Below are 14,819 nucleotides of genomic sequence, written 5' to 3' on the forward strand. Positions count from 1 at the left end.
ATGAATCCTCCCAGGAGACATTATGAAAGTTATGCGTACCACCGTCGCAACTGTTGTCGCCGCGACCTTATCGATGAGCGCTTTCTCTGTATTTGCAGAAGCAAGCCTGACAGGCGCAGGTGCAACCTTCCCTGCGCCGGTGTATGCCAAATGGGCTGACACTTACCAGAAAGAAACCGGTAATAAAGTTAACTACCAGGGTATCGGTTCTTCTGGTGGCGTAAAACAGATTATCGCCAACACCGTTGATTTTGGTGCTTCTGACGCGCCGCTGTCTGACGAAAAACTGGCTCAGGAAGGTCTGTTCCAGTTTCCGACCGTAATTGGCGGCGTGGTGCTGGCGGTTAACCTGCCTGGTCTGAAATCTGGTGAACTGGTTCTGGATGGTAAAACCCTCGGTGACATCTACCTGGGTAAAATTAAAAAGTGGGATGACGAAGCGATCGTCAAACTGAATCCGGGTCTGAAACTGCCTTCACAGAACATCGCCGTGGTGCGCCGCGCAGATGGCTCCGGGACTTCCTTCGTCTTCACCAGCTACCTGGCAAAAGTGAACGAAGAGTGGAAAAACAAAATTGGTTCTGGCTCTACCGTAAACTGGCCAACCGGTCTGGGCGGCAAAGGTAATGACGGTATTGCTGCGTTCGTTCAGCGTCTGCCGGGTGCGATTGGTTACGTTGAATATGCTTACGCTAAGCAGAACAACCTGGCGTACACCAAACTGATCTCCGCTGATGGTAAACCTGTTGCGCCGACCGAAGAAAACTTCGCAAATGCGGCAAAAGGCGCAGACTGGAGCAAAACATTCGCTCAGGATCTGACCAACCAGAAAGGCGAAGATGCGTGGCCTATTACCTCTACCACGTTCATTCTGATCCACAAAGATCAGAAGAAACCAGAACAAGGCACAGAAGTGCTGAAATTCTTCGACTGGGCGTACAAAACCGGGGCTAAACAGGCTAACGACCTGGATTATGCCAGTCTGCCGGATAGCGTAGTTGAACAGGTTCGCGCTGCGTGGAAGACCAATATTAAAGACAGTAGCGGTAAGCCGCTGTACTAATAAAACTCCAGGCCGGATGAGGCGTTAACGCCGCATCCGGCATTACAAAATGACTTTGTAAACGCGTTTAACTGAAGAGTAACTTATGGCTGCAACCAAGCCTGCTTTTAACCCACCGGGTAAAAAGGGCGACATAATTTTCAGCGTGCTGGTAAAACTGGCGGCGCTGATTGTGCTATTGATGTTGGGTGGCATTATTGTCTCTCTGATCATCTCCTCCTGGCCGAGCATTCAGAAATTTGGTCTGGCTTTCCTGTGGACCAAAGAGTGGGATGCACCGAACGATATCTACGGGGCGCTGGTGCCGATCTACGGTACGCTGGTGACTTCGTTTATAGCGCTGCTGATCGCCGTTCCGGTGAGTTTCGGTATCGCCCTGTTCCTGACTGAGCTTGCGCCTGGCTGGCTGAAACGCCCGCTGGGTATCGCCATTGAGCTGCTGGCAGCCATTCCAAGTATCGTTTACGGCATGTGGGGCCTGTTTATCTTCGCGCCGCTGTTTGCTGTTTACTTCCAGGAGCCGGTCGGCAATATCATGTCGAATATCCCGATTGTCGGCGCGCTGTTCTCCGGCCCGGCCTTTGGTATCGGTATCCTCGCAGCAGGCGTGATCCTCGCCATCATGATCATTCCGTACATTGCGGCAGTTATGCGCGATGTGTTTGAACAAACCCCGGTGATGATGAAAGAGTCGGCCTACGGTATCGGCTGCACCACCTGGGAAGTTATCTGGCGTATCGTTCTTCCGTTCACCAAAAATGGGGTCATCGGCGGCATTATGCTGGGTCTGGGGCGCGCGCTCGGTGAAACTATGGCGGTGACCTTTATCATCGGTAACACCTACCAGCTCGACAGCGCCTCTCTGTACATGCCGGGCAACAGTATCACCTCTGCGCTGGCCAACGAATTTGCGGAAGCGGAATCCGGTCTGCACGTTGCCGCACTGATGGAACTGGGCCTGATCCTGTTTGTGATTACCTTCATCGTCCTCGCTGCATCGAAATTTATGATTATGCGCCTGGCTAAGAATGAGGGGGCTCGCTAATGGCTATGGTTGAAATGCAAACCACTGCGGCGCTGGCAGAATCCCGCCGCAAAATGCAGGCGCGTCGCCGCCTCAAAAACCGTATTGCACTGACGCTCTCGATGGCGACGATGGCCTTCGGTCTGTTCTGGCTGATCTGGATTTTAATGTCCACCATCACTCGCGGTATCGATGGTATGTCGCTGGCGCTGTTCACTGAAATGACGCCGCCGCCAAATACGGAAGGCGGTGGTCTGGCGAACGCCCTGGCGGGTAGCGGGCTGTTAATTTTGTGGGCCACGGTATTCGGTACGCCGCTGGGCATTATGGCGGGGATTTATCTGGCGGAATATGGTCGTAAATCCTGGCTGGCAGAAGTGATTCGCTTTATTAACGACATTCTGCTCTCCGCGCCGTCGATTGTGGTTGGTCTGTTTGTTTACACCATCGTGGTGGCGCAGATGGAGCACTTCTCCGGCTGGGCGGGTGTGATTGCACTGGCGCTGTTACAGGTGCCGATTGTTATCCGCACCACCGAGAACATGCTGAAACTGGTGCCGGACAGCCTGCGTGAAGCGGCTTATGCGCTGGGTACGCCGAAGTGGAAGATGATCTCCGCGATTACGCTGAAAGCGTCGGTGTCCGGGATTATGACCGGTATCCTGCTGGCGATTGCCCGTATTGCTGGTGAAACCGCGCCGCTGCTGTTTACCGCGCTCTCCAACCAGTTCTGGAGCACGGACATGATGCAACCGATCGCCAACCTGCCGGTAACGATCTTTAAGTTTGCGATGAGCCCGTTTGCCGAGTGGCAGCAACTGGCCTGGGCCGGGGTGTTGATCATTACCCTGTGCGTACTGCTGCTGAACATTCTGGCGCGCGTTGTATTTGCGAAGAATAAACACGGTTAACACTTTGCCGGATGCGGCGTGAACGCCTTATCCGGCCTACGGTAAGCCTGATTAGCGAAGTGCATCAGGCACGATGAGGAAAAGATTGCAATGAGTATGGTTGAAACTGCCCCGAGTAAAATTCAGGTTCGTAATTTGAACTTCTACTACGGCAAATTCCATGCCCTGAAAAACATCAACCTGGATATCGCTAAAAACCAGGTTACGGCGTTTATCGGGCCGTCCGGCTGCGGTAAATCGACGCTGCTGCGTACCTTCAACAAAATGTTTGAACTGTATCCAGAGCAGCGCGCGGAAGGTGAAATTCTGCTCGATGGCGACAACATCCTGACCAACACTCAGGATATCGCTCTGCTGCGTGCGAAAGTGGGCATGGTGTTCCAGAAACCGACGCCGTTCCCGATGTCCATTTACGACAACATCGCCTTTGGCGTGCGTCTGTTTGAGAAGCTCTCCCGTGCTGACATGGACGAGCGCGTGCAGTGGGCATTGACCAAAGCCGCATTGTGGAACGAAACCAAAGATAAATTGCACCAGAGCGGTTACTCTCTCTCTGGCGGTCAGCAACAGCGTCTGTGCATTGCGCGTGGTATCGCCATTCGCCCGGAAGTGCTGCTGCTCGACGAACCGTGTTCGGCGCTCGACCCCATCTCTACCGGGCGTATTGAAGAGCTGATCACCGAACTGAAGCAGGATTACACCGTGGTGATCGTAACCCACAACATGCAGCAGGCTGCGCGTTGTTCCGACCACACGGCGTTTATGTATCTGGGCGAATTGATTGAGTTCAGCAACACGGACGATCTGTTCACCAAGCCAGCGAAGAAACAAACAGAAGACTACATCACCGGTCGTTACGGTTGATTCAGGAGTGCGTTATGGACAGTCTCAATCTTAATAAACATATTTCCGGCCAGTTCAACGCCGAACTGGAAAGCATCCGCACGCAGGTGATGACCATGGGCGGCATGGTGGAGCAGCAGCTTTCTGATGCAATCACCGCGATGCACAACCAGGACAGCGATCTGGCGAAGCGGGTCATCGAAGGCGATAAAAACGTCAACATGATGGAAGTGGCAATCGATGAAGCCTGCGTGCGCATTATTGCCAAACGTCAGCCGACGGCGAGCGACCTGCGTCTGGTGATGGTGATCAGCAAAACCATTTCCGAACTGGAGCGTATTGGCGACGTGGCGGATAAAATCTGTCGCACTGCACTGGAGAAATTCTCCCAGCAGCATCAGCCGTTGCTGGTAAGCCTGGAATCACTGGGGCGTCACACTATCCAGATGCTGCATGATGTGCTGGACGCGTTTGCGCGCATGGATATTGACGAAGCGGTGCGTATTTATCGTGAAGATAAAAAAGTCGATCAGGAGTACGAAGGGATTGTTCGTCAGTTGATGACCTACATGATGGAAGATTCGCGCACCATTCCGAGCGTACTTACTGCGTTGTTCTGCGCACGTTCAATCGAACGTATCGGTGACCGCTGCCAGAATATCTGCGAATACATCTTCTACTACGTGAAGGGGCAGGATTTCCGTCACGTCGGCGGCGATGAGTTGGATAAATTGCTGGCAGAGAAAGATTCGAAAGCGTAACGCTAAGCGTGCGCTGCACCAGGCACTCTGTCCGGTAAAACTTACCGGACAGAGTAGCATTACGAAAAATCGCCCCACAGTCTCAGCTTGCCGCAGTGGAGACAGCGGAACAGATACCCCTGACAATCACCGCCGTTTTGCAAACATTTAGCTAGATCTGAATTTTTAATACCGAAATTTTCACAATCTTCTTCAAGATTGGCAAACTCATCGAGGCGATCTTTTATCTCATTCCAGCCCACATAGCCGATAAAAGCACAGAAATCGCCACAATGTGCGAGCCAGAATTCCTGCTGCCATCCATGATAACCTGGCGTGCGTTCAACCAACTCTTTCAGCATTTCGTCAGGATATGTGTTCTTAACACCAGCAAATTCGTCCTCTTCATCATACTCAAATTCAACGCCTTCGATGTTTGTATCATCCTGAAAACTACCTGCAAACTTTTCTGCCGCAGAACCGTCCGCAATGCACCACGGACAGAGATATTCAACTTCATCAACACAATAAAAAGGACCAGAGTAATAAACTGACGTCGGTTGTTCACAGCAATCGCACTCTACGGTTTTATCCTGCTTAAACGCGCCTGTTTCCAGTGATTTTGGATGATATTTGAATAGGGGTAACGGCCTGATATTTTGAGTCATAGAAACATCCTGTCTGCTTTTGAGTAGCCCCAAGATAAAGTATCCCGCTTAGCTTAAAGAGTCTGTTTTCGGACATTAAATACCGAATCCTGGTAGACGCGTGATGCATTACCCGACGTTGAACTGACATATCAAACTCCCTTTGCTTACCTTTGAGCGCCTTGCCGGGTGGAGTAAGTGAAGGGAGTTTGAAGCGTTATGCCGTAATATCCCAGCCTCGTGCCTTCCACAGAGCAGGTAACTGCGCCAACTCGGTAAAGGTGGTGACTTTCGGATGAACGATCGGCTTATTGTGCGGGTCAGCGCAGAAGTAAAACACCTCCATACCGGCATCGATTCCTGACTGCGCACCGGCGCTGGAGTCATCGACCAGAATGCAGTTTTCAACGTTCACATTCATCGCTTTTGCCGCATGGAACATTAACGCCGGGTCGGGCTTCCAGCGTTGGATGTCATAGCCACTGAACAACTTTTCCGGGAAATAGTGCAGCATATTGAGCTTACCAAGCGAATGCTGCATCTTGCTGACCGGACCGTTAGAGACGACGCACATCGGCACTTTCACACTAGCCAGCAATTCGTTCGCTCCTGCAATCACCTCAAGCTCGCTATCAAACAGGCGCGCCACTTCCGCACGGTAAACGTGTTCGGCATCGGCACGGACCATTTTTACGCCCTGTTCTTTGCTAATGATGTCGATGATTTCGTAGAGTTTTACGCCTTTAAAGCGGGTAAAAATTTCTTCAAGGTCAACGTTAATGCCAAATTCCCTGAACATCGTGACATAGGCTCGAGAGCAAATAACCTCACTGTCGACCAGCGTACCGTCGCAGTCGAAAAATACCGCTTCTATCTGGGACATGTCTTTCCTTTATCGTTAGTTTAACGTTTTCGTCATGCATATTCGCATGACGCAATCGTTGCCGTATAAGCAAATACAATGAAAAAAAGTTATCTTCAGCCGTCCATATTGTCTCATTTTGGTATACGATAGCGACGTATTTTCCCTCCTTGTTCGGAAATAGATAATGAGTCAACAACACACAACCCAGGCTTCTGGCCAGGGGATGCTGGAACGCGTGTTTAAACTGCGCGAACATGGCACGACGGCACGGACCGAAGTGATCGCCGGTTTTACCACCTTCCTGACGATGGTTTACATCGTTTTTGTTAACCCGCAAATTCTCGGCGTTGCTGGCATGGACACCAGCGCCGTCTTCGTCACCACCTGTCTGATTGCTGCGTTCGGCAGTATTCTGATGGGGCTGTTTGCTAATCTTCCAGTTGCGCTAGCACCAGCTATGGGCCTGAACGCATTCTTCGCCTTTGTCGTTGTGCAGGCGATGGGCTTACCGTGGCAGGTCGGGATGGGTGCAATCTTCTGGGGCGCAATTGGTCTGCTGTTACTGACAATCTTCCGTGTTCGCTACTGGATGATTGCCAACATCCCGGTGAGTCTGCGTGTGGGGATCACCAGCGGTATCGGCCTGTTCATTGGCATGATGGGGCTGAAAAACGCAGGTGTGATTGTCGCTAATCCGGAAACGCTGGTGAGTATCGGTAATCTGACTTCTCACAGTGTGCTGCTGGGTATCCTCGGCTTCTTCATCATCGCCATTCTGGCTTCACGTAACATTCACGCAGCGGTGCTGGTTTCTATCGTGGTGACAACGCTGCTGGGCTGGATGTTGGGTGATGTGCACTACAACGGCATTGTCTCCGCGCCGCCGAGCGTGATGACCGTGGTGGGGCATGTGGATTTAGCTGGTTCATTCAACCTCGGACTGGCTGGCGTGATTTTCTCTTTCATGCTGGTTAACCTGTTTGACTCCTCCGGTACGCTGATTGGCGTGACTGATAAAGCAGGTCTGGCGGATGAGAAAGGTAAATTCCCGCGCATGAAGCAGGCGCTGTATGTCGACAGTATCTCTTCCGTGACCGGTTCGTTTATCGGTACGTCTTCTGTTACGGCGTATATTGAGTCCTCCTCCGGCGTTTCCGTTGGTGGGCGTACTGGTCTGACGGCAGTGGTTGTTGGTTTGCTGTTCCTGCTGGTTATCTTCCTGTCGCCGCTGGCGGGGATGGTGCCTGGCTACGCCGCGGCTGGCGCGCTGATTTACGTTGGCGTACTGATGACCTCAAGTCTTGCGCGTGTGAAATGGCAGGATCTCACCGAATCCGTTCCGGCGTTTATTACTGCCGTGATGATGCCGTTTAGCTTCTCGATTACCGAAGGTATTGCGCTGGGCTTTATCTCCTACTGCGTGATGAAAATCGGTACAGGCCGTCTGCGCGACCTTAGCCCGTGCGTGATTATCGTGGCGCTGCTGTTTGTGCTGAAAATTGTCTTTATCGACGCCCACTAAAATCGATAGCGCGTTAAAAACCCGCCATGCATGATTGCTGGCGGGTTTTTTATTTAGATCTTAACGCGTTGAATAAACTCGCCAAATGCGGTCAACTGCCCGGTCAGGTGGTCTAGCGTTCCCTGATCAATCACTTCTCCTGTCTGCGGATCGACTTTGTTCTGAATCACGCCGCCCATAAACTCTGGTTTGTTCATTACCATTGCATCCAGGAAGACCAGAATCTGGCGCAGGTGATACTGACAGCGTGCGCCGCCAATTACGCCCATTGAGCTGGTCTGAATCAACACCGGTTTACCGGCCAATGGCTGATCGGGCAGGCGGGAAAGCCAGTCGATGGCATTTTTCAGTCCACCCGGCACCGAGTAGTTATATTCCGGCGTCACGATCACCACACCATCTGCCTGACGAATCTGTTCCGCCAGAGCTTCAACCGTTGCTGGAAAACCGTCTTCCTGCTGTACGTCTGCGTCATATAAGGGAATGTCAGCAATAGATGGCAACGCGTTAACTTCCATACCCGCTGGGGCAATTTTCGGCAGCGTACGTGCAACCATGCCATTAAATGAACCTTTGCGCAGGCTTCCCAATAACGTAACCACCTTCAATTTTTCAGACATGATGACTCCTGTGGTTGTCTATCAATTTGGCAAAAATGACTTCACGGTAGAGAGCTGGGCAAAACGCATCATCCGGCTGGTTGGATTATTGGCGCGGCTGTGAATATCCGGCAGGCTTTTCCAGCCTTGCTTGCCATCAAACTCCCAGACATTGAGCTTTTCAATCGCTGGGCTGACCGCCACGGACCATACCAGCACTTCCTCTGCGTCGCATATCGCTTCTACATGATTTACATGGGCACATTTCAGGCGTCCCGCAATGGGCATCAACTGCAGATTTCGCGGGTCGTCATTCAAAACATCACCGGTAAGTTTTAGCACGCTTCGGCGCAGCGTGATGAGCTGCGCTCGCGCTTCGTTAGGATCGTTTTGCTTACTGATCCATAGTGATTCATTGCTGGAAAAAGCATGGTTATCGGGCGCGTGAGGGCTATGAAACCCGCGAGTCGCGCGCTGTAGTTCCATATCGAGGCCACATTCACCTTCAGTTGTTAACGCCACTCCGACCATGTTTCCGGCATAGGCTATTGAAAATGATGGTAAATTTTTATCGTGGAAAACCGGTTTTCCTTTAGCCTGGGTGACGATTTCCGGCAATTCACTAATGCCGTACAGCAAGAACATCAGTTCTGCGAGTAAACCTCTGGACGCCAGGAAACGACTTTGACGATGAGGGGGAAGATTTAGGGCTTCTTGATGACACTGGGAGGGTAGACGAACAGATATCAGGTGTCCTTCCGTTAAAATCCCTCGGGCAAAGTGAGTCGCCATTTTTCGCTCCATGCTTAATGGTCCATTATGAATACAGAGTAATCATTTACTAAAATTATGGACAGACTAAAGCGGCGAAAAGTTCGATTCAGACAAATCTATTACATGTTTTTTACATTTTATCGCGAAATGTGGTCGCATTTTATACGATTTAATTATGCCATCGAGGCGTAAAGATTTTTAATGGTTTCCCGTAACCAGACGATCTTCGGGTTATGGCTGTTCCGTTTGTGCCACAGCAGAGTAAACGGCACTTCCAGCTTTTTTTGCTGGATTTCGTCAAACGGGAGAGGGAGTGCAACCAGTGGAAGCTGGTGGAGTTGGTTGTAGTACTGACAGTAGCGCGGTGCGGTCGCCAGTAGCAGATTGTCGGGCTGCGCCGCCATAAATAGTGACTGCTCGAATTCCGGCAGACTCATGGCAATCGTGCGTTCGCGTCCTGATTCCTGCAACACATTGTCCAGCGCCCAGGTATCGCTCTGTTCCCAGCAAATGCTGATATGTGGATAACGTAAAAAAGTATCCAGATCCCATTCTTCACGCAGCGCCGGATGATCTTTGCGTAACCAGACGCACGGTAAGTCTGTAAATAATACGTCATAATCAATAGACAACGGCAGAAGACTAAGCTGTTCTCGCGAGCGAGGGTGGCTTTCTCGTCCGGTAAAGCCGATATCCACTTCGCCACGAATAATTGCATCCAACGAGTCATAATCCCAGTTGCGTAGTTTAATCGTCGCCTGTGGGTAACGTTGGTAAATATGTTTCGACAGCGCATTAAACATAATCATCATCAGCGGCGATTCTGCTGCCAGCTCAAACTTCAGACCACGTGGCGTTTGGTGTTGCGGTTTATCCAGCAGCAAATTGCTCATTTGCATCCACTCCGCCAGATTTTGCTCCATGCTGACCATCAGCGGCGTTGGCGTCAGGCCCAGCGGTGAGTTCACAAAGAGCAGGTCATCAAACCATATCCGAAGCTTTGCCAGAGATTTGCTCACCGCCGAAGGCGTCACATTCATCCGCTTCGCCGCTTTGGTCACGCTGCGCTCCTGCATCAGCAGTTGCAGGCAGAGCAGCAAATTCAGATCAAGTGTGGTGATGGATTTCTTCATGAGCGGTAACGGGGCGTCCAGGCGCGACGAGCATAATCAGCAACAGGCTCACTATGCTACAGGCAATCAGAATCCCGATCAGCATATTCCATGCGCCTACGCCGACTACCGCCGCTAGCCAAATCCACAGTGATGAACCGCAAACCTGTGCAATGCCTAATGTCGAACTGGCTACGCCCGCGCGTAATGAAAACGGCCCTAATGCCTGACTCATTGCCACGCCGAATCCCACCGAAAAACCAGCGCAAATCAACGTGATGCCAAACAGCGAAACTGCATGGGAAGGCGAAACTGCAAGGATGATTCCCGCCGCCAGAAATAACACCTGCGAGGTGATCATCAACGTACGTGGCTTAAAAATTCCCAGCGCAAATGGCGTAGAAAATGAAACGGTCATGCTGACGCCAGCGGTCAACGCCATAATGGTGGCGTATTCTCCGCGCGCAAAGCCCATGATTTCCATCAGCAATACTGGCGACGTATTCACGAAGGTAAGGATGACTGAGACGCTGAGGGTGGTGATAAGCACTCGGCTGAGGAAAAAGCGGTTAAGCAACGACTCGGTATTTTCTCGTGTTTTGCCCGAAGCGGCAGGTGCCGCAGGGCGGGTTTCTTTTAAAATAAACAATGACAACATGAGTACCGCGACACCCATCAGCGCCATTACCCAGAACAGGCTCTGCCACGGGAACTTAAGCATAATCAGGTGGCCAAGCACTGGCGCTAACACCGGAATGATGCAGGTAATGCCGTTGAGTAATGACAGCACTTTTGCCCGACGTCGATCGTCCAGCGTGTCGCGTAAAATCGCGAATGCCACCACGTAACAACAGCCCGCGCCGAGTCCCTGCAGAAAGCGTCCTGCAAGAAATAACGCACTGGTTTCAGCCAGTGAACAGAGCACAGAGGCGATAATAAATAGCGCCGCGCCGGGGATGGCGACAGGTTTTCTCCCTGAACGGTCGGCCACTTTACCGGCAAATAACATTGCTGCTGCCATCCCCGCAAGGTAAACGGAGAACGCAATATGCAACTGCGCTTCGCTGGCATTGAGATCGGCGGCGATGCGCGGTAAGCCGACCAGGTACATATCAATACCTGCGGGATAGAGTAAAACCAGGGCAAAACTACAAATTAAAAAGCGGGACATAGGATAAAGCGTCCTGACGGGAAGGTGACGCAAAGCATACGTGGTGAAGGAGAATCAGGCGAGTTGCCATTTGGACAAAAGAGATTTCCTTTCAGGCAAGAAGCCAGTGGATGGCTGGCTTCAGGTTGTTGATAAAGTGCACTTTATTCATGCCGGATGCGGCGTGGACGCCCTATCCGGCCTACGAAAATACGCAAATTCAAAACATTACAGGGATAAGGTAGGCCTGATAAGCGTAGCGCATCAGGCAATTTTACGTTTGTCATCAGTCTTAAGCCAGCGAATGACCGCTGGCTTCTTTAAGGGCTTAGCCAAATTTAGGTAACACGTTAAAGACGTTGCCGAACCAGCACAAAATCACGGTGATACCAAAGATAATGACAATCGCCGGAATAAGATTGCCGCCCCAGACCGTGAATATCTGATTGGGAAACTTCTTGCGAGCTTTGATTGCCAGTACCGCAGGGATAATGACCGCCCAGATGGTGGCGCACAGTCCGGCACCGCCAATCCCGTAAATAAAGCCATTCGGGAAGACGAGATACAACAAAGCGGGTGGCAGGAAGGTTAACAGCACGGTTTTGAAACGTCCGCCGTGGGAGTTATCAATCTTAAACAGATCCGCCAGGTAATCGAACAGCCCAAGCGTGACGCCAAAAAACGAACTGGCGACAGCTAAGTTGGAGAACACCAGCAGGCAAAATTCGATAATGCCATGCTGTTTGGTGCCGAGGAACGTTTTTACCAGTGAATCAACGTTGCCGCCCGAGGAGATGATCGCTTTAAAACTTTCTCGCGAGATATTCCCCATCGTGCAATAAAGCCAGAAGAGATAAATCACCAGTGCCAGCAGCGAGCCGAAAACCACGCTTTTGATTAGTTTATCTTTCTTTTTGCCATAGCAAATAATCAGACTGGGAATATTGCCGTGGAAACCAAATGACGCCAGACACACCGGCAAAGCCATAAAGATATACGGGAAGTAAGACGTTCCCGCAGTGGTGCTGGTGGAATCGCGCAGAATGGAATAATCGACCTGGAAGAAGAATGAACCAAACACGATCACAAAGGAGATAATCTTCAGCCCGAGGAACAACGAGGTAATACGACTGGCGGCTAAAGAGCTTATCCACAATACGCTGGCAACGAAAATGGCCGTACAGATCCCGACAATGCGTGGATTAGCGTGATAACCCAAATTCATCGATATCGTTTCGCTAATGATTGCGCCGTTAGCAGAGATATAAGCATAAGTGAGAATATAGAGAACGAAGGCAACGGTAATACCGCTAATAATGTTCCAGGTGTTGCCAATTAAATCTTTGGTGATGGTGTTAAAACTGGAGCCGACGGGATAATTTAAGTTTGCTTCTAATAATAATAGCCCTGAATGTAACATTGAAAACCAGGCGATAATAAGAATAAAAGCGCCCCAAAAAAACCAGGCACCGGCAAGGTCAACAGGTAAAGCAAACATCCCACCGCCAATTACTGTACCGGCTATAACCATAACACCCCAAAATGCAGAGTGCTTTTTTTCTGATTGATCAGTCATGATGCCACCTTTAGAGGAAGGCTATTTTTGTTATTGAGGATGTAGGGGAAATAGAGTGGCTAACATCCTTATAGCCACTCTGTAGTGTTAATTAAACTTCTTTCAGTTTTGCGGTGAAGTGACGCAATACTTTTGGTTCGTAGGTAAAGGTTAATCCTTTAATATTTGTCGCGTTCTCTTTCACATGTTTGAAGGCTTCAATAATGAAGTCCATATGTGTTTGGGTATATGTTGCGCGTGGAATGGTTAAACGCAGCAGTTCTGCCGGGCATGGCAGTTGTTTACCGGTTTTCGGATCGCGACCTAACAGGAAGGAACCAATTTCTACCGCACGGATACCGGCAACTTTATACAATTCGCACGCCAGTGCCTGTGCCGGGAATTGATCTGCCGGGATATGTGGCAACAGTTTACCGGCATCAACGAACGCCGCATGACCGCCCGCCTGCTGGCATACTACGCCAATCTCTTCCAGACCATCGACCAGATACTGCACCTGCGCAATACGATAAGCCAGCCAGTCATGGTTCATGCCGTCATACAGCCCCACCGCCAGACGCTCCATCGCACCGCCTTCCAGACCGCCATAAGTCGGGAAGCCTTCCTGCACTACGCACAGCGTTCTGCATTCGGTGTAGACATCGAAGAAGCTGTCGTCTTTCACGCACAGCAGGCCGCCCATCGGCACCATCGCATCTTTCTTGGCGGACATCGCCAGCATATCGGCATATTTATAGGTTTCGCGAGTGATCTGCTCGATAGTCCAGTCTTTATATTCCGCTTCACGCTGTTTGATGAAATAGGCGTTTTCGGCAAAGCGCGCGGAGTCCATCACTACCGGAATATCGTATTTCTTCGCAATGCTGTACATCGCTTTCATATTTGCCAGTGAAACCGGCTGGCCGCCTGCGGAGTTGCTGGTAATGGTCGCAACGATATACGGCACGTTATTCGGGCCAACTTCTTCAATACCGCGTTCTAATCCTTCGAGGTCAAAGTTGCCTTTAAAGTCGTAACGTACGCCAGTATCGAAGGCTTCTTTGATATAGACGTTACGCACGGTACAGCCGTTAATCTGGCTATGGCCCTGAGTGGTATCGAAGAAATAGTTAGAGAACGCCACCATTTTGCTGCGATCCAGACCTTTTTCCTGCTCGCGTTTTTTAATCAGTACTGGAATATAGATTTGCTCTGCGCCACGGCCCTGGTGGGTCGGAATAGTGTATTGATAACCAAAGATATTTTTTACTGACTCGGCTAACGCGTAGTAGCTGCGGCTGCCACTGTAGGCTTCGTCGCCGCGCATCATCGCAGCCTGCATACTCTGCGTTACCGCCCCGGTGCCGCTGTCGGTCAGTAAATCGATAAACACATCTTCGCTATCCAGCAGGAACGGGTTCATACCAGATTTAATAATCGCTTCTTCACGGTAAGCGCGAGTCGTACGTTTTACTGGCTCAATAACACGAATGCGGAACGGTTCAGGGAGATGTTTAAAGTTTTCCATTGCATAATCCTTCATTTATTTTAATTACAGTGATCCCTGTGAATATTGCGTCTGCAATAACCATTAATTCACCATAATTATGTATACGAGTACATTTATTTAGACGAGCAAATAGATAAAGCAATAATGGCTTGTCTAAAAGGTAAAATTAAGGCATGGCAAACTAATAGATCACATTGAATCTAATTGGTTTGGCTCTGGTGATGGCTACAGAAGGGCAAATTAAGGGCGGTGATCGACAATCTTGTTGTCAATATTGAACCACTTTGAGGTCACACATATATGTAAGATATTCATAATGCACTTATCCTCGAAAGACATGTTGCTACACTATTACATTAAGATTTTTATATCTATTCCTAAGTTTATTAAATGTGAATCGAATCACAATCGTTCGAGATGCATTATTAAATGTTTTTTTCAGAAAAATACGCTGCATTAAAATTTTAATGTTTATAAGATGAATTGATTAATAAAAAGAATGCA

15 protein-coding genes are annotated in these 14,819 nt (G+C 50.1%); 6 read left to right on the plus strand and 9 right to left on the minus strand.

The window, feature by feature from the left end; genetic code table 11:
* The first annotated feature begins 22 nt into the window (after positions 1-22).
* The 5 genes from pstS (at position 23) to phoU (ending at position 4,602) form a co-directional block, all read left to right on the plus strand.
* Positions 23-1,063 (plus strand): phosphate ABC transporter substrate-binding protein PstS, encoded by a 1,041-nt coding sequence (pstS, locus tag FEK50_RS00140; RefSeq protein ID WP_130206820.1) that lies wholly within the window; start codon positions 23-25, stop codon positions 1,061-1,063.
* Between the two features lie 85 nt (positions 1,064-1,148).
* Positions 1,149-2,108 carry a phosphate ABC transporter permease PstC gene (pstC, locus tag FEK50_RS00145; RefSeq protein WP_000741620.1) on the plus strand — a complete coding sequence of 320 codons (960 nt, stop codon included), beginning with the start codon at positions 1,149-1,151 and terminating at the stop codon, positions 2,106-2,108.
* Positions 2,108-2,998, plus strand: a complete 891-nt coding sequence (pstA, locus tag FEK50_RS00150) for a phosphate ABC transporter permease PstA (RefSeq protein WP_001251991.1) — start codon at positions 2,108-2,110, stop codon at positions 2,996-2,998. Before pstC ends, pstA begins: the two co-directional genes overlap by 1 nt.
* 90 nt (positions 2,999-3,088) lie before the next feature.
* Positions 3,089-3,862 (plus strand): phosphate ABC transporter ATP-binding protein PstB, encoded by a 774-nt coding sequence (gene pstB / locus FEK50_RS00155; RefSeq protein WP_000063126.1) that lies wholly within the window; start codon positions 3,089-3,091, stop codon positions 3,860-3,862.
* 14 nt (positions 3,863-3,876) lie between these two features.
* Positions 3,877-4,602, plus strand: a complete 726-nt coding sequence (gene phoU / locus FEK50_RS00160) for a phosphate signaling complex protein PhoU (protein ID WP_130206818.1) — start codon at positions 3,877-3,879, stop codon at positions 4,600-4,602.
* Positions 4,603-4,661: 59 nt separating this feature from the next.
* Here phoU and cbrC read toward each other — a convergent pair whose 3' ends face one another.
* Both cbrC and yieH read right to left on the minus strand, forming a co-directional pair.
* Positions 4,662-5,249 carry a PF03691 family colicin E2 tolerance protein CbrC gene (gene cbrC / locus FEK50_RS00165; RefSeq protein ID WP_131161516.1) on the minus strand — a complete coding sequence of 196 codons (588 nt, stop codon included), beginning with the start codon at positions 5,247-5,249 and terminating at the stop codon, positions 4,662-4,664.
* A 196-nt stretch (positions 5,250-5,445) separates the two neighbouring features.
* Complete coding sequence (yieH, locus tag FEK50_RS00170; RefSeq protein WP_131161517.1) at positions 5,446-6,111, minus strand: 6-phosphogluconate phosphatase; 666 nt, start codon at positions 6,109-6,111, stop codon at positions 5,446-5,448.
* Positions 6,112-6,277: 166 nt separating this feature from the next.
* Here yieH and adeP point away from each other — a divergent pair, with 166 nt between their 5' ends.
* Positions 6,278-7,615, plus strand: coding sequence for an adenine permease AdeP (gene adeP / locus FEK50_RS00175; RefSeq protein WP_064525932.1), 1,338 nt, complete (start codon positions 6,278-6,280; stop codon positions 7,613-7,615).
* Between the two features lie 53 nt (positions 7,616-7,668).
* On the opposite strand, the gene yieF is transcribed toward adeP, so the two are convergent.
* The 7 genes from yieF to tnaC all read right to left on the minus strand — a co-directional run bounded on the left by yieF (position 7,669) and on the right by tnaC (position 14,630).
* Positions 7,669-8,235: a class I chromate reductase YieF gene (yieF, locus tag FEK50_RS00180; RefSeq protein ID WP_130235770.1), complete on the minus strand. Its 567-nt coding sequence runs from the start codon at positions 8,233-8,235 to the stop codon at positions 7,669-7,671.
* A gap of 21 nt (positions 8,236-8,256) precedes the next feature.
* A complete protein-coding gene (locus tag FEK50_RS00185) occupies positions 8,257-9,006 on the minus strand; it encodes a 4'-phosphopantetheinyl transferase superfamily protein (protein ID WP_130206812.1) in 750 nt (249 codons plus the stop codon).
* Positions 9,007-9,161: 155 nt separating this feature from the next.
* Complete coding sequence (gene yidZ / locus FEK50_RS00190; RefSeq protein ID WP_131161518.1) at positions 9,162-10,121, minus strand: HTH-type transcriptional regulator YidZ; 960 nt, start codon at positions 10,119-10,121, stop codon at positions 9,162-9,164.
* Positions 10,096-11,271 carry a multidrug efflux MFS transporter MdtL gene (gene mdtL / locus FEK50_RS00195; RefSeq protein WP_131161519.1) on the minus strand — a complete coding sequence of 392 codons (1,176 nt, stop codon included), beginning with the start codon at positions 11,269-11,271 and terminating at the stop codon, positions 10,096-10,098. Before mdtL ends, yidZ begins: the two co-directional genes overlap by 26 nt.
* 307 nt (positions 11,272-11,578) lie before the next feature.
* Positions 11,579-12,826: a low affinity tryptophan permease TnaB gene (tnaB, locus tag FEK50_RS00200; protein ID WP_130261116.1), complete on the minus strand. Its 1,248-nt coding sequence runs from the start codon at positions 12,824-12,826 to the stop codon at positions 11,579-11,581.
* Positions 12,827-12,917: 91 nt separating this feature from the next.
* The gene (gene tnaA, locus FEK50_RS00205; protein WP_130206804.1) at positions 12,918-14,333 is read right to left on the minus strand and encodes a tryptophanase; all 1,416 of its coding nucleotides are present in this window, start codon (positions 14,331-14,333) and stop codon (positions 12,918-12,920) included.
* 222 nt (positions 14,334-14,555) lie between these two features.
* Positions 14,556-14,630: a tryptophanase leader peptide gene (gene tnaC / locus FEK50_RS00210; protein ID WP_001364348.1), complete on the minus strand. Its 75-nt coding sequence runs from the start codon at positions 14,628-14,630 to the stop codon at positions 14,556-14,558.
* Positions 14,631-14,819 lie beyond the last annotated feature (189 nt).

The sequence above is a fragment of the Escherichia sp. E2586 genome, from assembly GCF_005781105.1.
In the GTDB taxonomy this organism is placed as follows: domain Bacteria; phylum Pseudomonadota; class Gammaproteobacteria; order Enterobacterales; family Enterobacteriaceae; genus Escherichia.

Excerpts from the sequence above, each read along its gene's own strand:
- pstS (WP_130206820.1), top strand. The coding sequence starts at position 23 with ATGAAAGTTATGCGTACCACCGTCGCAACTGTTGTCGCCGCGACCTTA.
- adeP (WP_064525932.1), top strand. The coding sequence starts at position 6,278 with ATGAGTCAACAACACACAACCCAGGCTTCTGGCCAGGGGATGCTGGAA.
- yieH (WP_131161517.1), bottom strand. The coding sequence starts at position 6,111 with ATGTCCCAGATAGAAGCGGTATTTTTCGACTGCGACGGTACGCTGGTC.
- cbrC (WP_131161516.1), bottom strand. The coding sequence starts at position 5,249 with ATGACTCAAAATATCAGGCCGTTACCCCTATTCAAATATCATCCAAAA.
- mdtL (WP_131161519.1), bottom strand. The coding sequence starts at position 11,271 with ATGTCCCGCTTTTTAATTTGTAGTTTTGCCCTGGTTTTACTCTATCCC.
- yidZ (WP_131161518.1), bottom strand. The coding sequence starts at position 10,121 with ATGAAGAAATCCATCACCACACTTGATCTGAATTTGCTGCTCTGCCTG.
- phoU (WP_130206818.1), top strand. The coding sequence starts at position 3,877 with ATGGACAGTCTCAATCTTAATAAACATATTTCCGGCCAGTTCAACGCC.
- pstA (WP_001251991.1), top strand. The coding sequence starts at position 2,108 with ATGGCTATGGTTGAAATGCAAACCACTGCGGCGCTGGCAGAATCCCGC.
- pstC (WP_000741620.1), top strand. The coding sequence starts at position 1,149 with ATGGCTGCAACCAAGCCTGCTTTTAACCCACCGGGTAAAAAGGGCGAC.
- FEK50_RS00185 (WP_130206812.1), bottom strand. The coding sequence starts at position 9,006 with ATGGCGACTCACTTTGCCCGAGGGATTTTAACGGAAGGACACCTGATA.
- tnaA (WP_130206804.1), bottom strand. The coding sequence starts at position 14,333 with ATGGAAAACTTTAAACATCTCCCTGAACCGTTCCGCATTCGTGTTATT.
- tnaB (WP_130261116.1), bottom strand. The coding sequence starts at position 12,826 with ATGACTGATCAATCAGAAAAAAAGCACTCTGCATTTTGGGGTGTTATG.
- pstB (WP_000063126.1), top strand. The coding sequence starts at position 3,089 with ATGAGTATGGTTGAAACTGCCCCGAGTAAAATTCAGGTTCGTAATTTG.
- yieF (WP_130235770.1), bottom strand. The coding sequence starts at position 8,235 with ATGTCTGAAAAATTGAAGGTGGTTACGTTATTGGGAAGCCTGCGCAAA.